Genomic DNA, 23,157 nt, shown 5'->3' with positions numbered 1-23,157 from the left:
TCGGGTGGGCCCGGGGATGACGGGTGGGCCCGGGGAAGAAGGGACGCCACGGTACCGCGTCGCCGAGCGCCGCGGGGAGACCCGCGTGGCCGGCTCCACGCACAGCGGGGCGTACGGAGAGCAGAAGTTGACGTATCTGTTGACGGTACCCAGAGCTGTGACGGCTCGCGACCGCAAGCGGACTGGGCAAGAAGGGGCACAGCGATGAAGGGCACTGTGGGCGAGCTGGGGGAGTTCGGGCTCATTCGGGAGCTCACCTCACGGCTCACCACCACCCCGGCGGTCCGGGTCGGCCCGGGCGACGACGCCGCGGTGGTGTCGGCCCCCGACCGGCGGGTCGTGGCGAGCACGGACATCCTGCTGGAAGGCAGGCACTTCCGGCGCGACTGGTCCACGGCCTACGACGTCGGCCGCAAGGCCGCCGCGCAGAACCTCGCCGACATCGCCGCCATGGGCGCGGTGCCGACGGCGCTGCTGCTCGGCCTCGTCGTCCCGGCGGAGTTGCCGGCGACCTGGCCCACCGAGCTGATGGACGGCATCCGCGACGAATGCCAGGTCGCCGGCGCGGCCGTGGTCGGCGGCGACGTGGTCCGCGGCGACATCATCACCGTGGCCATCACCGCCCTCGGTGACCTGCGCAACCACGAACCCGTGCTGCGCTCCGGCGCCCAGCCCGGCGACGTCGTGGCCGTGACCGGCTGGCTCGGCTGGTCCGCGGCCGGCTTCGCGGTGCTCTCGCGGGGCTTCCGCTCGCCGCGCGCCTTCGTCGAGGCCCACCGCCGCCCGGAGCCCCCGTACCACGCGGGCCCCGCGGCCGCCGGACTCGGCGCCACCGCCATGACCGACGTCAGCGACGGCCTGATCGCGGACCTCGGGCACATCGCCGAGGCCAGCAAGGTACGGATCGACCTGCGCTCGGCGGCCGTGGACATCCCGACGCAGATGCACGACATCGGGCAGGCCGTCGGCGTGGACCCGCTCCAGTGGGTCCTCACCGGGGGAGAGGACCACGCGATCGTGGCCACCTTCCCGCCGGACGTGAAGCTCCCGGCCCGCTGGAAGGTCATCGGCGAGGTCCAGAACCGCTCCGCGCTGCCCCAGGTGACCGTCGACGGCGCCCCCTGGGCCTCCACCGGCGGCTGGGACCACTTCGGCGGCGACGCGGCCGCGGAGGACACCCCGCGATGAGCGGTTCCCCCGGTGCCCCCGGTGCCGGTTCGATAGGCGTGACCCCGCCCCGCCCGCACCCGCCGCTGTGCCTGACCGTCGCCGGATCCGACTCCGGCGGCGGCGCGGGCATCCAGGCCGACCTCAAGACGATGCTGGCGCTCGGGGTCCACGGGATGAGCGTGGTGACCGCTGTGACCGCGCAGAACTCGCTGGGCGTCAAAGGGGTCTGGGAACTCCCCGTGGAGGCCGTGAAGGGCCAGTACAGGGCCGTGGTGGACGATATCGGCGTCCAGGCCGTGAAGACGGGCATGCTCTCCTCCACCGCGCTCGTGGAGGCCGTGGCCGAACTGCTCGCCGCGACCGCCGCCCCGGCGGTGGTGGACCCGGTCGGCGTCTCCAAGCACGGGGACGCGCTCCTCGCGGCCACCGCGCTGGACGCCGTACGCGCGGAACTGCTGCCCCGGGCCACCGTCGCCACGCCGAACCTGGACGAGGTGACCCAGCTCACCGGGGTCGTCGTGGAGACCGAGGACGACATGCGCCGGGCCGCCGACGCCGTCCTCGCGTACGGGCCCGCGTGGGCGCTGATCAAGGGCGGCCACCTCGCCGCCCACGGGGGCGAGGCCGTGGACCTCCTGACGGACGGCGCCGACGAACGCTGGCTGCGGGCCCCCCGTCACGACAACCGGCACACCCACGGCACCGGCTGCACGCTCGCCGCCGCGATCGCGGCGGGCCTGGCCAAGGGCCGGACCGTCCCGGAGGCCGTCACCGAGGCCAAGGAGTACGTCACCGGCGCCATCGCCGCCGGGTTCTCCCTGGGCGCGGGCATCGGCCCGGTGGACCACGCGTGGCAGTGGCGCGGCTGAACCGTCTGCCCTGAAACGCCTGTAGGGCCTGCTTCACCCCGTACACGTACGGGGTGAAGCAGGCCCTACAGGTTTGATCATGTTCGATCAGGCAAAGCAAGAGGCCGGTCCACCAGGTGGACCGGCCTTCTCAGCAACCGGAAAGGGCTGCGCTACGACGGAAGGCGTCAGCGCGAGACCTTGCCGGCCTTGATGCACGAGGTGCAGGCGTTGAGGCGCTTCGGCGTCCCATTGACCACGGCACGGACACGCTGGATGTTCGGGTTCCAGCGACGCGAGGTGCGGCGGTGCGAGTGGGAAATGCTGTTGCCGAAGCTCGGCCCCTTGGCGCAAACGTCGCAGTTGGCAGCCACAGGTCACTCCAAAGACTTCAGATGCACTTACAGTGAATCCCGGCGCACCGGTATCAGAGATCTGAAGTGGTTTGCCGGGGGGAATGGCCCGACTCTCATCGGGCAACCGGAGCAGCATACAACGACTGCCTCGGTCCAAGAAAACTACCATGTCCCCGGCCGCCCCGGCCCCGGGGTCCCGTCCTCCCGGCAGTCCTTCGTTACCCTGCGGTGAACCCTGGCCCGCACAAGGAGGAACGCCCGGTGGCGCACCAGCCTCAGCCGTACCCCCTGAACGCCGAAGCGGTACGCACCTGGAGCTCGCTGGCCCTGGCCGCACTGGGCCGGGCCCGCGAGGACATCGACGCGATCAACGTCTATCCCGTCGCCGACGCGGACACCGGCACCAACCTCTACCTGACCGCCGAATCGGCCGACCGCGAGCTCGCGGACCTCCTCGCCGGAGTGACGGACGGCACAGCCGGAGCCACCCTCCCCGAAGCCGTCCGGGCCTTCGCGCACGGCGCCCTGATAGGCGCCCGGGGCAACTCCGGGACGATCCTCGCGCAGCTGCTGCGCGGCGTGGCCGACGTACTCGGCGACGAGCCCGCCGGGCGGGATCCCGCCCGGCTGCTCGCGCAGGCGCTGACCCGGGCCGCCGAGGAGGCGTACCGGGCCGTCGCGCACCCGGTCGAGGGCACCATGCTCACCGTCGCCACCGCCGCCGCCAGGGCCGCGGAAGCCGCCGCCGGACCCTCCGAGAACGCAGCCGACGTGGCCGGGGCCGCCTACGACGGAGCCCGCGCGGCCCTCGCCGAAACCCCGGGCCAGCTGGCCGCGCTGGGGCGGGCCGGGGTCGTCGACGCCGGGGGCTGCGGGCTGGTCGCCGTACTCGGGGCCCTGTGGCAGGCGCTGTCCGGGCGGGAGCCGGCGCCCGAACCGGTACGCGGCCGGGCCGTGCCCGTACCGAAGCCGGCCGAGCCCTGCGCCGAGGAGCACGGCGGACCCGCCTACGAGGTGATCTACCTGCTGGAGGCCCCCGAGCCGGAGGTCGACCGGCTGCGCACCCGGCTCGACTCCCTCGGGGACTCCCTCGTGGTGGTCGGCGGCGACGGGCTGTGGAACGTCCACGTCCACGTCGACGACCCCGGCGCGGCCGTGGAGGCCGCGGTGGTCGCCGGGCGGCCGTACCGGATCCGCATCACGCACTTCGGCGACGAACGCCGCCGCGCCCGCGGCGAGCGCTCCCAGCGCGCGGTCGTCGCCGTGGTCCAGGGCGAGGGACTGGCCGGGCTCTGCGGAGAGGCGGGCGCCACCACCGTGCTCGCCCGGCCCGGGGAACCCCCGGCCGTCGCCGAACTCGCCGACGCCATCCGCGAGGCGCACGCCCGCGAGGTCGTCCTGCTCCCCAACGGCGCCGAACTGCGCGCGGTCGCCGCGGCCGCCGCCCAGCAGGCGCGGGCCGAAGGCGTACGGGTCGCCGTGATCCCCACCCGCTCCGAGGTCCAGGGCCTGGCCGCCCTCGCCGTGCACGACCCGGACGGCAGCTTCGACGAGGACGTGGTCGCCATGACCGCGGCCGCCGGAGCCACCCGCTACGGCGAACTCGCCGTCGCCGAACGGCAGTCCTTCACCTCGGCCGGCATCTGCCAGGCCGGCGACGTGCTCGGGCTCATCGACGGCGACGTCGCCGTCATCGGCACGGGCCTGGCCGAGACCGCCGAGGCGGTCCTCGCCCGCATGCTCGGATCGGGCGGCGAACTGGTCACCCTGGTCCTGGGCCCCGACGCCCCCGATGAGCTCGCCGGCCTGCTGGAGGCGTACGTCCAGCACGGTCACCTCGCCGTCGACACCGTCACCTATCAGGGCGGACGCTGGTCCGCGCCGCTGCTCATCGGGGTGGAATAGCCGGGTTGTCGGCGCGATGGTGTGCAATGGAACACGTGCCCGCGCTCGACGAAGACCTCAAGAAGACCCTCGGCCCCGCCACCGCGAAGGTGCTGGCCGAGCAGCTCGGCCTGCACACGGCCCTGGACCTGCTCCACCACTACCCCCGGCGGTACGCGGAGCGCGGCGAACTGACCTCGCTTGCCGAACTCGCCGACCAGATCGACGAGCACGTCACCGTGGTCGCGCAGGTCGCCGACGCGCGCCTGCTCACGTACCAGGGCAGCCGGGGCGGCGGGAAGCGCCTCGAAGTCACCATCACCGACGGCAGCGGACGGCTCCAGCTCGTCTTCTTCGGGTCCGGCGTCCACAAGCCGCACAAGGACCTCCTGCCCGGCAGCCGCGCGATGTTCGCGGGCAAGGTCGGCATGTTCAACCACAAGCTCCAGCTCGCCCACCCGGCCTACGAACCGCTCGGCGCGGACGCCTCCGACCGGGACGCGGCCACCGCCTTCGCGAGCCAGCTCATCCCGATCTACCCGGCCTGCGCGAAGCTGGAGTCCTGGAAGATCGCCAAGTGCGTGGACGCGGTGCTCCCCAGGGCCCAGGAGGTCGTCGACCCGCTGCCGCCGGCCCTGCGCGAGGACCGCGCACTGGTCCCGCTCACCGAAGCCCTGCTGAAGATCCACCGCCCGGTCACCAAGGCCGACATCGAGGACGCCCGCGGCCGCCTCAAGTGGGACGAGGCCTTCGTCCTCCAGGTCGCCCTGGCCCGCCGCCGGCACGCCGACTCCCAGCTCCCGGCCGTACCCCGCCGCCCCACCCCCGGCGGCCTCCTCGAATCCTTCGACGCCAAGCTCCCCTTCACCCTCACCGAAGGCCAGCGGACCGTCTCCAAGGAGATCTTCGACGACCTCGCCACCGACCACCCCATGCACCGACTGCTCCAGGGCGAGGTCGGCTCGGGAAAGACGATGGTCGCGCTGCGGGCCATGCTCGCCGTCGTCGACTCCGGCGGACAGGCCGCCATGCTCGCCCCCACCGAGGTGCTCGCGCAGCAGCACCACCGGTCCATCACCGAGATGATGGGCGAGCTCGCCGAAGGAGGCATGCTCGGCGGCTCCGACCGGGGGACCAAGGTGGTGCTGCTCACCGGCTCGATGGGGATGCCCGCCCGCCGTCAGGCACTGCTCGACCTGATCACCGGCGAGGCCGGCCTCGTGATCGGCACGCACGCGCTCATCGAGGACAAGGTCCAGTTCCACGACCTCGGCCTGGTCGTCGTCGACGAACAGCACCGCTTCGGCGTGGAACAGCGCGACGCCCTGCGCTCCAAGGGGAAGCAGCCCCCGCACCTGCTCGTCATGACCGCCACCCCGATCCCGCGCACGGTCGCCATGACCGTCTTCGGCGATCTGGAGACCTCCGTACTGGACCAGCTCCCCGCCGGCCGCTCCCCGATCGCCACCCACGTGGTGCCCGCCAAGGACAAGCCGCACTTCCTGGCCCGGGCCTGGGAGCGGGTCCGCGAGGAAGTGGAGAACGGCCACCAGGCGTACGTTGTCTGCCCGCGCATCGGCGACGGGGAGGACGAGAACGGCAAGGGAGCCAAGGGGTCGAAGTCGGCCGCGGCCAAGAAGAAGGCGGCGGCCGAGGACGACGGCGACCGGCGGCCCCCGCTCGCGGTGCTGGAGATCGCCGAGCAGCTCACCCGGGGCCCGCTCGCCGGGCTCTCGGTCGAGGTGCTGCACGGGCGGATGGACCCCGCCGACAAGGACGACGTGATGCGCCGCTTCACCGCCGGTGAGGTCAAGGTGCTGGTCGCCACCACCGTCATCGAGGTCGGCGTGAACGTCCCGAACTCCACCGTCATGGTCATCATGGACGCGGACCGCTTCGGTGTCTCCCAGCTCCACCAGCTCCGCGGCCGCGTCGGCCGTGGCTCCGCCCCCGGGCTGTGCCTGCTGGTCAGCGAGATGCACGAAGCCAGCCCCGCCCGCGCCCGGCTCGCGGCCGTCGCCGCCACCCTGGACGGCTTCGAGCTCTCCCGCATCGACCTGGAGCAGCGCCGGGAGGGCGACGTGCTCGGCCAGGCCCAGTCCGGTGTCCGCTCCAGCTTGCGGATGCTCGCGGTCATCGAGGACGAGGAGGTCATCACCCAGGCCCGGGAGGAGGCCACCCGCGTGGTCGCCGCCGACCCCGAACTCACGGAGCTGCCGGGCCTGCGGACCGCCCTGGACGCCCTGCTGGACACCGAGCGGGAGCAGTACCTGGAGAAGGGGTGACGGGCACGGCGACGGGCACGACCTATCGTGGAACACCTGCACCACCCGTTGCCCCGCTCACCGAAGGACCCCAGATGACCCGCGTGATCGCCGGAAGCGCCGGCGGGCGACGCCTCGCCGTACCGCCCGGCACCGGCACCCGCCCGACCTCGGACCGGATGCGCGAAGGACTCTTCTCCACCTGGGAGTCGCTGCACGGAGTGGAGGGGGCCCGCGTCCTCGACCTCTACGCCGGTTCCGGCGCCGTCGGCCTGGAGGCGCTCTCCCGCGGCGCGGCCCACGCGCTGCTGGTCGAGCCCGACGCCAAGGCCGCCAAGGCGATCAAGGACAACATCACGTCGGTCGGCCTGCCCGGCGCCGAATTCCGGTCCGGCAGGGCCGAGCAGATCGTGGCCGGCGCCGCGCACGGGGACCCGTACGACATGGTCTTCCTGGACCCGCCGTACGAGGTCGAGCACGCGCACCTCTGCGAGATCCTGCTCACACTCCGGTCCAATGGCTGGCTCACCGGCGACGCGCTCGTCACCGTGGAGCGCAGGACCCGCAGCGGGGCCTTCCCGTGGCCGGACGGCTTCGAGCCGCTGCGCTCCAGGAAGTACGGCGAGGGCACCCTTTGGTACGGTCGCGCCGCCTCCACCAGCGAAGAGTCATGAAGCCCGCACCCGGGAACGAGGGAATGCAGTTGCGCCGCGCCGTCTGTCCGGGGTCGTTCGACCCCATCACCAACGGACACCTCGACATCATCGGCAGGGCCTCGCGGCTCTACGACGTGGTCCACGTCGCCGTGATGATCAACCAGTCCAAGCAGGGGCTCTTCACCGTCGAAGAGCGGATCGAGCTGATCCGCGAGGCCACCGCCGGCTACGGCAACATCGTGGTCGAGTCCTTCCACGGACTGCTCGTCGACTTCTGCAAGCAGCGGGAGATCCCGGCCATCGTCAAGGGGCTGCGCGCCGTCAGCGACTTCGACTACGAGCTGCAGATGGCCCAGATGAACATGGGCCTGTCGGGCGTCGAGACGCTCTTCGTCCCGACCAATCCCACCTACAGCTTCCTGTCCTCCTCCCTGGTCAAGGAAGTGGCGGCCTGGGGCGGCGACGTCGCCCACCTGCTGCCCGCGCACGTGCACGCCGCGCTGCTGGAGCGGCTCCCCAGGCGCTGACCCGGCCGCCAGCGCCCCCTGACCGGGAGTCAGCCGGTGTCGGCTCCCGGGCCGGTGGCCTTACAGTCGTCCCGTCCGTCTCGGGAACCGCCCGGGGCCGAGAGAGTGCGAGCACCCATGGACGTGCAGAAGAAGCTCGACGAGATCGTCGCGGCCGTCGGCAGCGCCCGGTCCATGCCCATGTCGGCCTCGTGCGTGATCAACCGCGCCGAGCTGCTCGCCCTGCTCGAAGAGGTACGGGGCGCCCTGCCGGGCTCGCTGGCCCAGGCCCAGGAGCTCATCGGCGGCCGGGAGCAGATGGTCGAGGAGGCCCGCCGCGAGGCGGACCGGATCATCGAGTCGGCGCACGCCCAGCGCGGTTCGCTGATCTCCGACACCGAGGTCGCGCGGCGCTCCCAGGACGAGGCGGACCGGATCCTGGCGGACGCCCGCCGGGAGGCGGACGAGGTCAAGGCCGAGGCCGACGACTACGTCGACAGCAAGCTCGCGAACTTCGAGGTCGTGCTCACCAAGACGATCGGTTCGGTGGACCGGGGCCGCGAGAAGCTGCTCGGCCGCGGGGCCGGGCTCGACGAGCAGGGCTACCCCGACGCCGAGGCGCCCGAGCGCAGCCACGACCCGGAGACGCAGCGGCAGCAGGCGGACGCGTACGTGGACACCAAGCTGGCCACCTTCGAAGCGGTGCTCTCCAAGACCCTGGAGGCCGTCGGCCGGGGCCGCCAGAAGCTGCTGGGCCGCGTGGCCACCGACGACCTCGGCGCGCACATGGCCGCCCAGGACGCCGTCGGCTCCAGCCAGTCGCGCTCCTCCAGCGACGCGGACTTCCTGGCCGGGCTGGCCGAGCCGCAGGCGCCGCTGATCCCCGCACAGGCGCAGCCGGAACCGCAGCCCTCGTACGACGCCTACGCCTACCAGCAACCCGTACAGCAGGACGCGTACGCCTACCAGGACCCCTACTCCGGCTACCAGCAGCCCCAGCAGCAGCCCGACCCGTACGCGGTCTCGTACGAGCAGCAGCAGCCCGACCCCTACGGCGGCTACCAGCAGCAGCCCGTGCAGGACCAGCAGGCGGCCCTGGACGAGACCAGCTTCTTCGACACGAGCATGATCAATCTGGACCAGCTGCGTCAGTACGAGCAGGGGCGCTGAGCCCGTCCGGAACCTGGATTGGGCTCAGGGCGAAGCGGCGGGTATCCTGGCTCTTCGGTCGCGCGTATGCACCGCGATCCATGCTGCCCCCACGTGGCGGAAGTCTTGATCTTCAGCAGTCTCCAGTGATTTTGTGAAAGCGGGAACAGCCCTGAACACCCACCTCGACCACCGCAACCCTCTCGTGTTCGACACGCACGAGCTGGGTCGGCGTCCTGGTGCCATGCTGCGGCTGTCCCGTGAGATCGCGGCGCCGGCGGACCTCGGTCTCGCAGGTGTCATCGGAGTGCCCCAGGGCAACAAGCTGAACCTCAAGCTCCGGCTGGAGTCGGTCATGGAAGGGGTGCTTGTCACAGGCACCGTCCGTGGCTGGGCGACCGGGGAGTGCGTAAGGTGTCTGGAGGCCGTCGAGCGCGAGCTCAAGGCGGAGTTCCAGGAGATGTTCTCGTACCCTGACGCCGACGACCGGATCCGCTCCAAGGCGGAGCCGGCCGACGACGCCGAGGACGACGAGGACACACTCTTTCTCGAGGACGGCTTGTTCGACCTCGAATCCGTGCTGCGCGATGTGGTGGTGCTCGCACTGCCGCTGCAGCCGGTGTGCCGGGAGGATTGTCTCGGACTGTGCCCCGATTGCGGGCTCAGCCTGAACGACGACCCGGACCACCATCATGACGCCGTCGACATCCGTTGGGCGGCACTGCAGGGACTCGTCACCGATCAGGGCGTCGAGAAGGACAATATGAGCGGCACTGCCTCCGACGGAGTTCAGGGCGCCGCCGAGAAGCAGGAGAAGTAGCCGTGGCTGTTCCGAAGCGGAAGATGTCGCGCAGCAACACGCGCCACCGCCGGTCGCAGTGGAAGGCTGCGGTCCCCACCCTGGTTTCGTGTGAGCGTTGCCAGGAGCCGAAGCTCCAGCACATTGCGTGCCCGAGCTGCGGCACCTACAACAAGCGCCAGGTCCTCGAGGTCTGAGCGGCTGGTGAGAGGCGCAATGTCTGAGCTGTCCAACGCTGAGAAGCAGGCAGACAGTAAGAACGCGGCCTCGTCCCACGTGCTTCTGGAAGGGCGGCTCGGGTATCGACTCGAGTCCGCCCTTCTGGTGCGTGCGCTGACCCACCGCTCGTACGCGTACGAGAACGGCGGTCTGCCCACCAACGAACGCCTGGAGTTCCTCGGGGACTCCGTGCTGGGCCTGGTGGTCACGGACACGCTGTACACGACCCACCCCGACCTGCCGGAAGGCCAACTGGCCAAACTGCGGGCCGCGGTAGTCAACTCGCGTGCACTTGCCGAAGTCAGCCGCGGGCTCGAGCTCGGCTCCTTCATCCGGCTCGGCCGGGGCGAAGAGGGCACGGGTGGCAGGGACAAGGCCTCCATCCTCGCCGACACCCTTGAAGCGGTGATCGGCGCGGTCTACCTCGACCAGGGTCTCGACGCGGCCTCGGAGCTGGTTCACCGGCTCTTCGACCCGCTCATCGACAGGTCCTCGAACCTCGGTGCCGGCCTGGACTGGAAGACCAGTCTCCAGGAGCTCACGGCCGCCGAAGGTCTCGGGGTGCCCGAATACCTGGTCACCGAGACCGGCCCGGACCACGAGAAGACCTTCACCGCCGCCGCGCGCGTCGGTGGGATCTCTTACGGCACCGGTGTCGGGCGCAGCAAGAAGGAAGCGGAACAGCAGGCGGCCGAGTCCGCGTGGCGCGGTATCAGTACCGCGCCGGGCGAGCAGACTTCGGCGGCTGCCGGATCCACGGCCGCTCCGGCCGAGGGCGACGGGACGCCGACTCCCGCCGACCCGGACGCCTGATCCGTTCTTCCGGGAACTCCCCGCCCCGCCACCTGCTCCGGCAGGCGGCGGGGCGGACCCGTTTTCCGGCAAAGGCCCCCGCACGGCGGTCCGCGAGGGCCCGGTAGGCTCGGCGGCAGCGTCCCGCCCCGCACTCCCTCCGGAGGACCCCCGTGCCCGAGCTGCCCGAAGTCGAAGTGGTGCGGCGCGGGCTCGAGCGCTGGGTGGCCGGGCGGACCGTCACGGCCGTCGAGGTCCTGCACCCGCGCGCCGTACGCCGGCACGAGGGCGGCGGCGCCGATTTCGCGGCGCGGCTCACGGGGGAGACCTTCGCGGTACCGAGGCGGCGCGGCAAGTACCTGTGGCTGCCGCTGGAGGAGCGCGAGCACTCGGTGCTCGGGCACCTCGGGATGAGCGGGCAGCTCCTCGTGCAGCCGGAGGGCGCCCCCGACGAGAAGCACCTGCGCATCCGGATGCGGTTCGACGACGACGCCGGGACGGAGCTGCGCTTCGTCGACCAGCGGACCTTCGGCGGGCTGTCGCTGCACCCGTGCGTCCCCGACAGCGCGGAGGGGCTCCCCGACGTCATCGCGCACATCGCGCGGGACCCCCTGGACCCCCTGTTCGACGAAACGGCCTATCACCTGGCGCTGCGCGCCAAGCGCACCACCGTGAAGCGGGCACTGCTCGACCAGTCGCTGATCAGCGGGGTCGGCAACATCTACGCGGACGAATCGCTCTGGCGCGCCAAGCTGCACTACGAGCGCCCCACGGCCGCGCTCACCCGCCCCCGCAGCACGGAACTCCTCGGCCACGTCCGCGACGTCATGAACGAGGCGCTCGCCGTCGGCGGCACCAGCTTCGACAGCCTCTACGTCAACGTCAACGGCGAGTCCGGCTACTTCGACCGCTCGCTCGACGCCTACGGCCGGGAGGACGAGCCCTGCCGGCGCTGCGGCACTCCGATCCGGCGCAGGCCCTGGATGAACCGGTCGAGCTACTTCTGCCCGCGCTGCCAGCGGGTCTCGCGCGTGGCGTCGTAGGCGGACCTGGAAGAAAGCACTGCGGGCATGCTGCCCTCCAGCAGCCCGATGAGCGCGTCCACGCGCTCCGCGACCGATACGCCGAACGGGGTCAGCTCGTAGTCGACCCGGGGCGGGTTGGTCGGCTGGGCCTCCCGGTTGACGATGCCGTCGCGCTCCAGCGCGTGCAGGGTCTGGGAGAGCATCTTTTCGCTTATGCCGTCCACCCGGCGGCGCAGCTCGTTGAACCGGCACGGCCCCTTGGACAGGGCACCGACCGTGAGGCCGCCCCAGCGACCCGTGACGTGTTCCAGCGTCTCGCGGGACGGGCACGTGCGAGCGAACACGTCAAAGGCTTCGGAGGCCTGTTCGGGCACGCCGTCACCCTCTGTCTCGCCACACCCTGGAGTCTGCATGGTTTCAGCCTACTACTGCGCAGCGCCAGCCATCCAGGTTGCGCTTTCGAAAAGTTAGTGGTTACCTCTCTGTCGTTGCTTCACGCCGCACAGCGCCGTGTACCCCACGGTGTTTTCCGAGGGAGACCGTCTTGTCCGGAACCGATTTCACCCCCGTCGTCTCGATCGCCTACCACTCCGGCTACGGCCACACCGCTGTGATCGCCGAGGCCGTCAAGGTCGGCGCCGTCGTGGCCGGTGCGACCGTGCACCTGATCAAGGTCGACGAGATCGACGACGCGCAGTGGGAGCTGCTGACCGCGTCCGACGCGATCGTTTTCGGTGCCCCGACCTACATGGGCACCGCCTCCGGCGCTTTCCACGTCTTCGCCGAGGCCACCTCGAAGATCTGGTTCGCGGCCGGCTGGCAGGACAAGGTCGCCGCGGGCTTCACCAACTCCGGCTCCAAGTCCGGAGACAAGGGCAACACCCTCGACTACTTCCAGACCCTGGCCTCGCAGCACGGCATGAGCTGGGTCAACCTGGGCCTGAAGCCGGGCTGGAACTCCAGCACCGGTTCCGAGAACGACATCAACCGCCTCGGCTTCTTCGACGGCGCCGCGGCCCAGTCCAACGGTGACCAGGGCCCCGAGTTCGTCCACAAGGCCGACATCGCCACCGCCGAGCACCTCGGCGCCCGCGTCGCCGACCAGGCCCGTGTCCTGCTCGCGGGCCGCGCCGCCCTGGCCTCCGTCTCCGTCTGAGACAGGACCCGGGTGCCGGGCGCTGCCCGCCCGGCACGGGTGCGGTACGCGGAACGGGCGGGGGCACGGTCGGGCGCGGCGATATCCGCCGCACGTGACCGTGCCCCCGCCCGTTCCCGTTGCGGGGAGCCGCTGCTAGAAGCCGAAGTCCTGGGTCCACCAGGGGCCGCCGGCGGCGTTGTACATGCCGACGCCCAGGGTGCGGAACTCGCAGTTGAGGATGTTGGCCTTGTGGCCCGGGCTGTTCATCCAGGCCTTCATCACGGCCGCCGCGTCACCCTGGCCGCGGGCGATGTTCTCGCCGCCCATCCCCGATATGCCGGCCTTGGTGGCGCGGTCCCACGGGGTGTTGCCGTCGGGGTCGGTGTGGTCGAAGAAGCCCCGGACGGCCATGTCCTTGCTGAAGGCCCCGGCCAGCGCCGCCAGCGGCGGGTTCGCCCGGACGGGAACGCAGCCGGCCTGTGCGCGCTCCTGGTTCACCAGGGCGAGTACGGCGCTCTCCTCGGCGGAGTGGCCGGCCGAGGTGGGCGGGGCCGCCGGGACGGAGGTCTTCGGCGGGGAGGGCTTCGGCTTCGGCTTCACCGGGGTCGGGGTGGGGCTCGCCTCCGGGGTCTTCGCCGCCTTGGTGGAGGGGGAAGGAGAAGGGGAAGGGGAGGCCGACGGGGAAGGTGAGGCGGAGGGCGTGGGGGAGGCGGAAGGGGTGGCCGCTCCCGAGGGGGCCCGGCCGGAGAGGTTGGCGAGGCCGCCCTGCTGTTCCAGCGCGCTCTGGGTGCTCGGCGAGACCGGAGTCTTGGCCTTGGCGGCCGTGGTCTTCGCGTCGGAGCCCGCGGTCGTGACCCCTATGTAGGGGAAGGCGGAGCCGACCGGGACGAAGCCCGTGGTGACGGCCGCCGTGCCGAGGGCCACGGCCACGGATGCGCCGAGGAGACCGCCCCGCAGGGCGGCGCGGCGCTTGCCGCCGGGGCGCGGCGCGGCGTGGAGTCGGTGGCGTCCCATCGTGGCTCACCTTCCTGGGGTTGGGGTCAACGCTTCAAGATCAACCTTTACTCACCCAAATGGGTGAGCTCATTGCTGCGCGACTGTACGCCATGGCGGCAGGGGGCGAGGTGACCCGAATTTGTTTGCCCGGTTAGCGTTCAGGCATGAACGAAGATGTGCGGATGACCGCCTGGGTGCGCGGCCGTGTACAGGGAGTGGGCTTCCGCTGGTTCACCAGGGCGAACGCCATGGAGATCGGCGGACTGATCGGCTTCGCGCTCAACCTGGACGACGGGCGAGTACAGGTGGTGGCCGAAGGTCAACGTGAGAATTGCCACCGGCTCCTGGAGTGGCTGCACAGTGCCGACACGCCCGGGAACGTGGACGGGGTGACAGAGATCTGGAGCACACCGCGCGGCGGTTACGACGGGTTCGCGATCCGGTGAGCGATCGACTGATCATGTACTGAACACATCGCCGGATGGTCCGCATGCGGTCGGAACTGCGCATTCACCGCCGACGCGTTGCCGGCGTGACGGATCCGTGGAAGGCTCGGAGTCGAGGATGATCTCCATGCCCCTAGAGCGGGCCGGGATGCCCGCCGATACGGGGCGTGATCGTGTTGACCGTCAAACTTTTTGGTGAGACGCTGGAAGCCCCGCGCACCTGAGCTGTTTGGCAGTGCTGGCAGTACACAGTGTCAGCCAAAGATCGATGCAGTGACTGACAGTCGCTGCCGGACATCCGCGGGTGCGATTCCCTCACGACCCACACCGCTTCGGTCGGTCACTCAGTGTGGAGGACCATCCATCATGGCAAAGGCGCTTCTCGGTTACGTCGGCGGTTCCGACCCGCGACTCCTCGCCGAGATGCGACGGCTTCAGCAGCGCGTCCAGGACCTCGAGTCCGAGCTCGGACGAATCCAGTCCGAAAACGACGCTCTGAACGCGGCCGCCGCACAGCACGGAGACTCGCTGCTTGACAGCATCGACCTCGACGTACCCCAGGCGGAGCCTGCGCTCACCTGATCCGCGCTCCCTCGTCGCTCGATCTACGGAACCGCTTGATCTGCAAGGGACGCTTCGGCGTCCCTTCTTTCTTTCCGTTCTTCCCTACTCTGCTTTCCTCCGCCTTTCCCACCTCGGACAAGGCCGCCGGGCGGCGTTGCGCCAGGTGGGGGGCCCATTCCTTTAACGTCTGATGTGCCCTGCACCTTCATGGGCGAAACCGAACGTGAAAGGTAGAGTCCGGCGGCGTGCACCTCAAGTCCCTGACCCTGCGCGGCTTCAAATCCTTTGCTTCCGCGACCACCCTGCGCTTCGAGCCGGGCATCACCTGCGTGGTGGGCCCCAACGGCTCCGGCAAGTCCAATGTGGTGGACGCGCTCTCCTGGGTCATGGGGGAACAAGGGGCCAAGTCCCTGCGCGGCGGGAAGATGGAAGACGTCATCTTCGCCGGCACGACCGGCCGCCCCCCGCTCGGCCGCGCCGAGGTCTCGCTCACCATCGACAACTCCGACGGCGCGCTGCCCATCGAGTACGCCGAGGTCACCATCACGCGGATCATGTTCCGCGGCGGCAGCAGCGAGTACCAGATCAACGGCGACACCTGCCGCCTCCTCGACATCCAGGAGCTGCTCTCCGACTCCGGCATCGGCCGCGAGATGCACGTCATCGTCGGACAGGGACAGCTGGACTCCGTCCTGCACGCCGATCCGATGGGCCGCCGCGCCTTCATCGAGGAGGCGGCCGGAGTGCTCAAGCACCGCAAGCGCAAGGAGAAGGCGCTGCGGAAGCTGGACGCGATGCAGGCCAATCTCGCGCGCGTGCAGGACCTGGGCAACGAACTGCAGCGGCAACTGAAGCCCTTGGGCCGGCAGGCGGCGGTGGCCCGGCGGGCGGCCGTGATCCAGGCGGACCTGCGGGACGCGCGGCTGCGGCTGCTCGCCGACGACCTCGTCACGCTCAAGGGCGCGCTCGACGCGGAGATCGCGGACGAGGCGGCCCTGAAGGAGCGCAAGGAGGCCGCGGAGGCGCAGCTCGCGGTGGCGGTGCGGCGGGAATCCGAACTGGAGGAGGCCGTACGGGAACTCGCGCCCCGGCTCCAGCGGGCGCAGCAGACCTGGTACGAACTGTCCCAGCTCGCCGAGCGGGTGCGCGGGACGGTGTCGCTGGCGGACGCCCGGGTCACCTCGGCGTCGGCGCCGGCCGAGGAGGCCGGCCGGGACCAGCGGGACCCCGAAAGCATGGAGAAGGAGGCCGCGCGGATCCGCGAGCAGGAGGCGGAACTGACGGCCGCACAGGAGGCGGCCGCGCGGGCGCTGGAGGACACCGTCGCCCACCGGGCCGAGCTGGAGCGCGCGCTGGCCGACGAGGAACGGCGGCTACGGGACGTGGCGCGGGCCATCGCCGACCGGCGCGAGGCGCTGGCGCGGCTGACGGGCCGGCTCGGCGCGGCCCGCTCCCGCGCGGGCGCCGCCCAGGCGGAGATCGACCGGCTGGTGCTGGCGCGGGACGCGGCGCGGGCACGGGCGGAGGAGGCGCGCGAGGAGTACGAGGCGCTGGCACAGGAGGTCGGGGAGGAATCCCCGGGGGCGGCCGACGGCGCCGCCGGCTCCGGGCCGGGGGAGTACGAGGAGGCGCGGGCCGAGCTGGCGGCGGCGGAGGCCGGACTCGGGGAGGCTCGGGACGCGTTGGCCGCGGCGGAGCGGTCGCGGGCGGCGGTGTCGGCGCGGCGAGACGCCCTGGCGATGGGGCTGCGCCGCAAGGACGGCACGGCCGAGCTGCTCGCGGCGCGGCTGGAGGGGCTGCTCGGGCCGGCCGCCCGGCGGTTGTCCGTGACCCCGGGGTACGAGATCGCGGTGGCGGCGGCGCTGGGTGCGGCGGCGGACGCGGTGGCCGTCACGTCGACGGCGGCCGCGGCCGGGGCGATCCGGTACTTGCGGGAGGGGGACGCGGGGAGGGCGGCGTTCCTCATCGCGCCGGTCGCCTCCGGCGGCTCCGCGGCCGGGGCCGCAGTTCCGGGCCAGGCCCCGGCGCCGGACTCGGGGTCGGCCCCGGAAACCGGAGCCGGGTCGGCCGGCGGGGTCGGGCCGGGGGCCGCTTTCCCCCACCCCGCCCCTTCCCGAAACCGGGGCTCCGCCCCGGAACCCGCGTCTCCCGCGCCGGTGGGGCTGACCGTGCCGGGCTCCGGGCCTCAGGCGCTGGTGGACGGGGTGGTCGGTGCCGCGGAGCTCGTGCGGGGGGACGCCGAGGTCGTGCGGGCCGTGGCCTGGGTGTTGCGGGACTTCGTAGTCGTCGGGGGGCTCGACGAGGCCGAGGCGCTCGTTGCCGCGCGGCCGGAGCTGGTGGCCGTGACCGCCGAGGGGGACGTGCTCGGAGCGCACCTCGCGCACGGTGGCTCCGCCGGGGTGCCCAGCCTGATCGAGGTGCAGGCCGCCGTCGACGAGGCCGCGGCGGAGCTGGCCCGGCTGGACGGCCGGTGTCTGGTGCTGGCGGGGGAGAAGACGGACGCGGACGCGCGCCGGGTGACGGCCGGGGCCCGGGTCGAGGAGCTCGGGGAGCTCCGGCGGGCCGCCGAGCGGGCGCGGGCCGGGGTCGCGCAGCAGCTCGGGCGGCTCGCCGGGCAGGCGAAGGGGGCGCTGGGCGAAGCCGAGCGTGCCGCCGCGGCCGCGGCCACGGCGCAGGACGCGCTGGAGCAGGCGCTGGCCGACGTGGAGGAGTGTGCGGAACGGCTCGCCGTCGCGGAGGAGAGGCCTGCGGAGGAGGAGCCGGACACCTCGAGGAAGGACCGGCTCGCGGCCGACGGAGCGAACGCGCGGCAGACCGAGATGGAGGCCCGGCTGCAGCTCAGGACCCACGAGGAGCGGGTGAAGGGGCTCGCGGGCCGGGCCGATTCCCTCGACCGCGGGGCCAGGGCCGAGCGCGAGGCCCGGGCCAGGGCCGAGCGCCGCCGGGAACGGCTGCGGTACGAGGTGCGGGTGGCCGGGGCCGTCGCCGACGGAGCCCGTCAGCTGCTGGCGCACATCGAGGTGTCGCTGACCCGCGCCGTGGGGGAGCGCACGTCCGCCGAGCACGCGAAGGGCGTCCGCGAGCGCGAGCTCGACGAGGCCCGGGGGCTGGGCCGCGGCCTCAAGGGCGAGCTCGACAAGCTCACGGACTCGGTGCACCGGGGCGAGGTGCTCGGCGCCGAGAAGCGCATGCGGATCGAGCAGGTCGAGAGCCGTGCGCTGGAGGAGTTCGGGATGGCGGCGCAGGGGCTCGTCGCCGAGTACGGGCCCGACCAGCCGGTGCCGCCGAGCCCGTCCGCGGACGGGGAGGCTCCGGACGCGGACGCCGGGCCGGAACCCTTCGTGCGCGCCCGGCAGGAGAAGCGGCTGAAGGCGGCCGAGCGGGCCTACCAGCAGCTCGGCAAGGTCAACCCGCTGGCGCTGGAGGAGTTCGCGGCGCTGGAGGAGCGGCACAAGTTCCTCAGCGAGCAGCTGGAGGACCTGCGCAAGACCAGGGCCGACCTCCTCCAGGTCGTGAAGGAGGTCGACGAGCGGGTCGAACAGGTCTTCACGGAGGCCTACCACGACACGGCCCGCCAGTTCGAGGGGGTGTTCTCACGGCTGTTCCCCGGCGGCGAGGGCCGGCTGATCCTGACGGATCCGGACAACATGCTCACCACGGGCGTCGACGTCGAGGCGCGGCCTCCGGGCAAGAAGGTCAAGCGGCTGTCGCTGCTCTCGGGCGGCGAGCGCTCGCTGACCGCCGTGGCCCTGCTGGTCTCCATCTTCAAGGCGCGGCCCAGCCCGTTCTACGTGATGGACGAGGTCGAGGCCGCGCTCGACGACACCAACCTGCAGCGGCTGATCCGGATCATGGAGGAGCTGCAGGAGAGCTCGCAGCTGATCGTGATCACGCACCAGAAGCGGACCATGGAGGTCGCCGACGCGCTCTACGGGGTCTCGATGCAGGGCGACGGGGTGTCGAAGGTGATCAGCCAGCGCCTGCGGTGACGGAGCCGCCTGGTGCGGGTGGGTGCGGGTGGGCCGGCCGGGTGGGGCCCGGTGCGGTGGGATGACGGCTGGTCCGGGTGGCCTGGTGGCCGGGTGGCCGCGAGTGGAGCCCGGTGGGGTGTGGCCGGGCCCGTCCGGGGCAGGCGTGCCACCGATGGCCCTTCCGGGTGGTGCCCGATCTTGACCTGTGTGCCACTGGGAGGGATCACACCCTCAGCCCGTCCACCCCGCAGCCGGCACGCAGGAGCGCACCTTGAGCAGCAGCACGACGCGGCCCCAGGACCCTGGCGGCGGCCACGTATCCCAGCCCGACCACCTCGGGCACGTCATCTTCATCACCGCGGCCGCCGCCATGGGCGGATTCCTCTTCGGCTACGACAGCTCCGTCATCAACGGCGCCGTCGAGGCCATCCGCGACCGGTTCGACGTCGGCTCCGCCACGCTCGCCCAGGTGATCGCGGCCGCGCTGATCGGCTGCGCCCTCGGCGCGGCCACCGCCGGCCGGATCGCCGACCGGATCGGCCGCATCCGCTGCATGCAGATCGCCGCCGTCCTCTTCACGGCCAGCGCCATCGGATCCGCCCTGCCCTTCGCGCTCTGGGACCTGGCGATGTGGCGGGTCATCGGCGGCTTCGGCATCGGCATGGCGTCGGTGATCGGCCCCGCCTACATCGCGGAGGTCTCCCCGCCCGCCTACCGCGGCCGGCTCGCCTCGTTCCAGCAGGCCGCGATCGTCATCGGCATCGCCATCTCCCAGCTCGTCAACTGGGGGATCCTGAACCTCGCCGACGGCGACCAGCGCGGCAAGATCGGCGGCCTGGAAGCCTGGCAGTGGATGCTCGGCGTCATGGTCGTCCCGGCCGTGCTCTACGGGCTGCTCTCCTTCGCCATTCCCGAGTCCCCGCGCTTCCTGGTCTCGGCCGGCCGCATGGAGAAGGCCAAGACGGTCCTGCGCGAGGTCGAGGGGGAGGGCATCGACGCCGACGCCCGCGTCCGCGAGATCGACCGCGCCATCCACTCGGAGCAGAAGTCCACGTTCAAGGACCTCCTCGGCGGCCGCTTCGGCTTCCTGCCGATCGTCTGGATCGGCATCGGCCTCTCCGTCTTCCAGCAGCTCGTCGGCATCAACGTGATCTTCTACTACAGCTCCTCGCTGTGGCAGTCGGTCGGCATCGACCCGAGCTCCTCGTTCCTGTACTCCTTCGAGACCTCCGTCGTGAACATCATCGGTACGGTGATCGCGATGGTGTTCGTGGACCGCATCGGCCGCAAGCCCCTCGCGCTCATCGGGTCCGTGGGCATGGCGATCTCCCTCGCGCTCGCCGCGTGGGCCTTCTCCTACAAGGACACCAGCGGCGGCGACATCGCCCTCCCGCACGCCCAGGGGCTCGTGGCCCTCATCGCGGCCAACTTCTTCGTGCTCTTCTTCGCCCTCTCCTGGGGCGTGGTGGTCTGGGTCCTGCTCGGCGAGATGTTCCCGGGCCGCATCCGCGCCGCGGCCCTCGGGGTGGCGGCCGCCGCCCAGTGGATCGCCAACTGGGTCATCACCGTCTCGTTCCCGACGCTCTCGGACTGGAACCTGTCCGGGGCGTACGTGATCTACGCGGTCTTCGCCGTGCTCTCGATCCCGTTCATCCTCAAGTGGGTGCCGGAGACCAAGGGCAAGTCGTTGGAGGAGATGGGCTGACCGGCCCCGCCGACAGCCCCGCTCCACCCGCAGCGCGTACTGCCCTGTCTCAGTCCTTGAGGCGGGGCAGCACCTGTTCGCACAGCAGCTGCAGGCTGCGCCAGCCCTCGTCGATGGGCATCCCGCCGCACAGCGGGTGCAGCACCAGGTTCCCCGCCTCGCCGGCGCCGCGGGCGTACGCGACCGCCTCGTCGGGGGTCAGGATGCGGTAGACGCCCTCGGCGCGCAGCTCCGCCACCGTGCGCGCGCCCGACCGTACGGCGCTGCGGATGTCCTTGGACTGCCAGGAGGCGTACATCCCGGCCTCGTGCAGGAACCGCTCGCCGTACTGGTCCCACGCCCGGTCCGGGTCCTCGGCGATGTGCAGCAGCGGGGTCTCGGCCGCCGGCATCATGCAGAAGCCCTCCGTGCCGTACTCCGCGAGCTTCGCGTTGTAGTACGCCTCCAGCTCGGGCAGGTGCGCGCTCGGGAAGAACGGCAGCCCGAGGCGGGCCGCCCGGCGGGCCGCGGCCTCCGAGCTGCCGCCGACCAGGAGCAGCGGGTGCGGCTGGGTGAAGGGCCGCGGGGTGACCCGTACGGTCCGGCCGCGGAACTCGAACGGCTCGCCGGTCCACGCCTTCAGCAGGGTCTCCAGCAGCTCGTCCTGGAGCTTGCCGCGCCGGCCCCACTCCACGCCGTGCTGCTCGTACTCCTCGGGCCGGTAGCCGATGCCCGCCACCGTGACGAGGCGGCCGCCGCTGAGCAGGTCCAGTACCGCGATGTCCTCGGCCACCTTCAGCGGGTCGTACAGCGGGCCGATGATCGCCGAGACGGTGACGGCGATCCGGCGGGTGGCGCCGAAGACCGCGCCCGCGAAGGCGAAGGGGGAGGGCAGCCAGTTGTTGTCGGTGCCGTGGTGCTCCTCGGTCTGGATGGTGTCGATCCCGCGGTCGTCCGCGTACTTCGCCATCTCCAGGGCGGCCTTGTAGCGGGCGGAGAGGGTTTCCGGGGTGCCGTTCGGGTCGATGAGGTTGAACCGGGCCACGGTGATGGGCATGGAGAAGTCCCCCTTCGCCGGAGGTGGGTGGGCGGGCGAAGGGGGACGTTAGCTGACGCAGCGTCAGTTGGACAGGGATCCGGCGGGGACCCGCTCCTCGGCGGTGGCGGCAGCGGCAGGGGCCGGGGTCGCCGGGGCGGCCTCCGCGGCCGCCGGGGTGCGCGGCAGGACCGCGTACAGCAGGGCCGAGGTGACGATGCCCGCCGCCCAGCCCAGGCCGTTCTGCCCGATCCAGGTGGTGGCCAGCGGGCCGCTGAACCAGTCGACCTTCGTGAACAGCAGGCCCACCACCAGGGCGAGGCCCCAGGCGGTCATGGCCTGCCAGGCGAAACCGCCCTTGTACCAGTACGCGCTGGTCCGCGTGGTGTCCAGGAGCGCGGCCCCGTCGTAGGACGGGCGGCGCAGCATGTCCACGCCGAAGACGCCGATCCAGGCGGAGAAGGCCACGGCCAGCAGGGTCAGGAAGGAGATGAACGAGCCGAAGAAGCTGGTCGCGACCACCATGAGCAGGAAGCCGAAGACCAGGCTGATGACGGCGTTGACGCTGACCGCCGCCGCGCGCGGGACCTTGATGCCGAGGGTCTGGGCGGTGAAGCCCGCCGAGTACATGGACATCGAGTTGATGAGCAGCATGCCGATGAGGGCGATCAGCAGGTACGGGACCGCGATCCAGATCGGCAGCAGTTCGCCGATGAAGGACACCGGGTCCTGCGCGGTGGCCAGGTCGGGGGTGGCGACCGCCATCACCGCGCCCATGAGCACCATCGGGATCACCACGACGGCCGCGCCGCCGATGGTCGCGCCGACCATGCCCTTGGCGGAGGCGGTACGGGGCAGGTAGCGGGTGAAGTCCGGGCCGGAGGGGACCCAGCTGATGCCGCCGGCCGCGATGGTGCCGATGCCCGCGATCATCATCGCGGTGGAACCGGCGGGCTTGTCGAAGACGGCGGACCAGTCGGTCTCCGCGATCAGGTAGCCGAGCACGAGCACGCTGAAGGCGCCGAAGAGGTACGTGGACCACTTGGAGCAGACGCGCAGCGCGTTGATGCCGAGCCCGGAGACCAGGAAGGTGCAGCCGACGAAGAAGAGCAGGGTGACGACGATGAGCGCGGTGTTCTTCTTGACGCCGAAGACCAGGTCCAGGACGGTCAGGACGGCGTAGGCGCCGCTGACCGCGTTGATGGTCTCCCAGCCCCAGCGGGCGACCCAGATCAGGGCGCCGGGGAAGAGGTTGCCGCGCTGGCCGAAGACGGCCCGGGAGAGCGCCATGCCGGGGGCGCCGCCGCGCTTGCCCGCGATGGATATGAGTCCGACGATCCCATAGGAGACGATGGGGGCGGCGATCGCGACGACGAGCACCTGCCAGATGTTCAGCCCGTTGAAGATGACGAGACCGGCGCCCATGGTCAGCAGCAGCACGCTGATGTTGGCGGCGACCCAGGTCGGGACGAGCTCACGGACCCGGCCGCGGCGCTCGGCGTCCGGGACGGGCTCCAGTCCGCGCGACTCGACGGCGGTCTCGGCAGGCATAGGTGTACTCCGTGGGGGAGGGGCGGGGCGTGGGGGACTGCTCATCATCGTAGATTTGCCGCAAAAAGCACAAACAGAGGCTTACGTCCTGGTGTGAACCTCC

At 71.6% G+C, this 23,157-nt stretch carries 21 protein-coding genes; 16 read left to right on the top strand and 5 right to left on the bottom strand.

What is annotated here, in order from left to right; translation table 11 throughout:
* The first annotated feature begins 204 nt into the window (after positions 1-204).
* Both ACFYYB_RS12905 and thiD read left to right on the top strand, forming a co-directional pair.
* Entirely contained in the window at positions 205-1,188 is a 984-nt protein-coding gene (locus tag ACFYYB_RS12905) for a thiamine-phosphate kinase (protein ID WP_266904108.1), read from the top strand.
* Complete coding sequence (gene thiD / locus ACFYYB_RS12900) at positions 1,185-2,039, top strand: bifunctional hydroxymethylpyrimidine kinase/phosphomethylpyrimidine kinase (RefSeq protein ID WP_389435186.1); 855 nt, start codon at positions 1,185-1,187, stop codon at positions 2,037-2,039. Before ACFYYB_RS12905 ends, thiD begins: the two co-directional genes overlap by 4 nt.
* Before the next feature lie 167 nt (positions 2,040-2,206).
* Here thiD and rpmB read toward each other — a convergent pair whose 3' ends face one another.
* Positions 2,207-2,392 carry a 50S ribosomal protein L28 gene (rpmB, locus tag ACFYYB_RS12895; protein WP_073911113.1) on the bottom strand — a complete coding sequence of 62 codons (186 nt, stop codon included), beginning with the start codon at positions 2,390-2,392 and terminating at the stop codon, positions 2,207-2,209.
* A 243-nt stretch (positions 2,393-2,635) separates the two neighbouring features.
* Here rpmB and ACFYYB_RS12890 point away from each other — a divergent pair, with 243 nt between their 5' ends.
* The 9 genes from ACFYYB_RS12890 (at position 2,636) to mutM (ending at position 11,686) form a co-directional block, all read left to right on the top strand.
* Positions 2,636-4,279, top strand: coding sequence for a DAK2 domain-containing protein (locus tag ACFYYB_RS12890; protein WP_389435184.1), 1,644 nt, complete (start codon positions 2,636-2,638; stop codon positions 4,277-4,279).
* Between the two features lie 26 nt (positions 4,280-4,305).
* Complete coding sequence (gene recG / locus ACFYYB_RS12885; protein ID WP_389435183.1) at positions 4,306-6,543, top strand: ATP-dependent DNA helicase RecG; 2,238 nt, start codon at positions 4,306-4,308, stop codon at positions 6,541-6,543.
* Positions 6,540-7,196, top strand: coding sequence for a 16S rRNA (guanine(966)-N(2))-methyltransferase RsmD (gene rsmD, locus ACFYYB_RS12880; RefSeq protein WP_389435181.1), 657 nt, complete (start codon positions 6,540-6,542; stop codon positions 7,194-7,196). The genes recG and rsmD overlap by 4 nt, the downstream gene beginning before the upstream one ends.
* Before the next feature lie 29 nt (positions 7,197-7,225).
* Positions 7,226-7,705, top strand: coding sequence for a pantetheine-phosphate adenylyltransferase (coaD, locus tag ACFYYB_RS12875; protein ID WP_243337845.1), 480 nt, complete (start codon positions 7,226-7,228; stop codon positions 7,703-7,705).
* 117 nt (positions 7,706-7,822) lie between these two features.
* Positions 7,823-8,854 (top strand): cell division initiation protein, encoded by a 1,032-nt coding sequence (locus ACFYYB_RS12870; protein WP_389435179.1) that lies wholly within the window; start codon positions 7,823-7,825, stop codon positions 8,852-8,854.
* A 151-nt stretch (positions 8,855-9,005) separates the two neighbouring features.
* Positions 9,006-9,653: a DUF177 domain-containing protein gene (locus ACFYYB_RS12865; RefSeq protein ID WP_266882269.1), complete on the top strand. Its 648-nt coding sequence runs from the start codon at positions 9,006-9,008 to the stop codon at positions 9,651-9,653.
* 2 nt (positions 9,654-9,655) lie between these two features.
* The gene (gene rpmF / locus ACFYYB_RS12860) at positions 9,656-9,829 is read left to right on the top strand and encodes a 50S ribosomal protein L32 (RefSeq protein ID WP_003965982.1); all 174 of its coding nucleotides are present in this window, start codon (positions 9,656-9,658) and stop codon (positions 9,827-9,829) included.
* A gap of 19 nt (positions 9,830-9,848) precedes the next feature.
* Positions 9,849-10,664, top strand: a complete 816-nt coding sequence (gene rnc, locus ACFYYB_RS12855) for a ribonuclease III (RefSeq protein ID WP_389435177.1) — start codon at positions 9,849-9,851, stop codon at positions 10,662-10,664.
* A gap of 152 nt (positions 10,665-10,816) precedes the next feature.
* On the top strand, positions 10,817-11,686 hold the full coding sequence (gene mutM / locus ACFYYB_RS12850) for a bifunctional DNA-formamidopyrimidine glycosylase/DNA-(apurinic or apyrimidinic site) lyase (protein ID WP_389435175.1): 870 nt from the start codon (positions 10,817-10,819) through the stop codon (positions 11,684-11,686).
* Here mutM and ACFYYB_RS12845 read toward each other — a convergent pair.
* Complete coding sequence (locus ACFYYB_RS12845; RefSeq protein ID WP_389435173.1) at positions 11,641-12,081, bottom strand: winged helix-turn-helix transcriptional regulator; 441 nt, start codon at positions 12,079-12,081, stop codon at positions 11,641-11,643. The genes mutM and ACFYYB_RS12845 overlap by 46 nt on opposite strands.
* A gap of 131 nt (positions 12,082-12,212) precedes the next feature.
* On the opposite strand from ACFYYB_RS12845, the gene ACFYYB_RS12840 reads away from it, so the two are divergent.
* On the top strand, positions 12,213-12,824 hold the full coding sequence (locus tag ACFYYB_RS12840; RefSeq protein WP_389435171.1) for a flavodoxin family protein: 612 nt from the start codon (positions 12,213-12,215) through the stop codon (positions 12,822-12,824).
* A gap of 135 nt (positions 12,825-12,959) precedes the next feature.
* On the opposite strand, the gene ACFYYB_RS12835 is transcribed toward ACFYYB_RS12840, so the two are convergent.
* Positions 12,960-13,820: a CAP domain-containing protein gene (locus ACFYYB_RS12835; RefSeq protein ID WP_389435169.1), complete on the bottom strand. Its 861-nt coding sequence runs from the start codon at positions 13,818-13,820 to the stop codon at positions 12,960-12,962.
* A gap of 146 nt (positions 13,821-13,966) precedes the next feature.
* Between ACFYYB_RS12835 and ACFYYB_RS12830 the strand changes: the two genes are divergently transcribed.
* The 4 genes from ACFYYB_RS12830 (at position 13,967) to ACFYYB_RS12815 (ending at position 20,488) form a co-directional block, all read left to right on the top strand.
* Positions 13,967-14,248 carry an acylphosphatase gene (locus tag ACFYYB_RS12830; RefSeq protein WP_327304338.1) on the top strand — a complete coding sequence of 94 codons (282 nt, stop codon included), beginning with the start codon at positions 13,967-13,969 and terminating at the stop codon, positions 14,246-14,248.
* A 366-nt stretch (positions 14,249-14,614) separates the two neighbouring features.
* Entirely contained in the window at positions 14,615-14,830 is a 216-nt protein-coding gene (locus ACFYYB_RS12825) for a hypothetical protein (protein ID WP_030227372.1), read from the top strand.
* Positions 14,831-15,057: 227 nt separating this feature from the next.
* Entirely contained in the window at positions 15,058-18,801 is a 3,744-nt protein-coding gene (locus tag ACFYYB_RS12820) for an AAA family ATPase (protein WP_389435167.1), read from the top strand.
* A 253-nt stretch (positions 18,802-19,054) separates the two neighbouring features.
* Positions 19,055-20,488, top strand: a complete 1,434-nt coding sequence (locus ACFYYB_RS12815; RefSeq protein ID WP_389435165.1) for a sugar porter family MFS transporter — start codon at positions 19,055-19,057, stop codon at positions 20,486-20,488.
* 49 nt (positions 20,489-20,537) lie between these two features.
* Here ACFYYB_RS12815 and ACFYYB_RS12810 read toward each other — a convergent pair whose 3' ends face one another.
* Positions 20,538-21,524: an LLM class flavin-dependent oxidoreductase gene (locus tag ACFYYB_RS12810; protein WP_389435163.1), complete on the bottom strand. Its 987-nt coding sequence runs from the start codon at positions 21,522-21,524 to the stop codon at positions 20,538-20,540.
* Positions 21,525-21,587: 63 nt separating this feature from the next.
* The gene (locus ACFYYB_RS12805; RefSeq protein ID WP_389435161.1) at positions 21,588-23,054 is read right to left on the bottom strand and encodes a cytosine permease; all 1,467 of its coding nucleotides are present in this window, start codon (positions 23,052-23,054) and stop codon (positions 21,588-21,590) included.
* Between the last annotated feature and the right edge of the window lie 103 nt (positions 23,055-23,157).

This window comes from Streptomyces sp. NPDC002886, from assembly GCF_042888445.1.
In the GTDB taxonomy this organism is placed as follows: domain Bacteria; phylum Actinomycetota; class Actinomycetes; order Streptomycetales; family Streptomycetaceae; genus Streptomyces.
The sequence above is the reverse complement of the archived record's forward strand: the minus strand, read 5'-3'. Positions and strand labels throughout refer to the sequence as shown.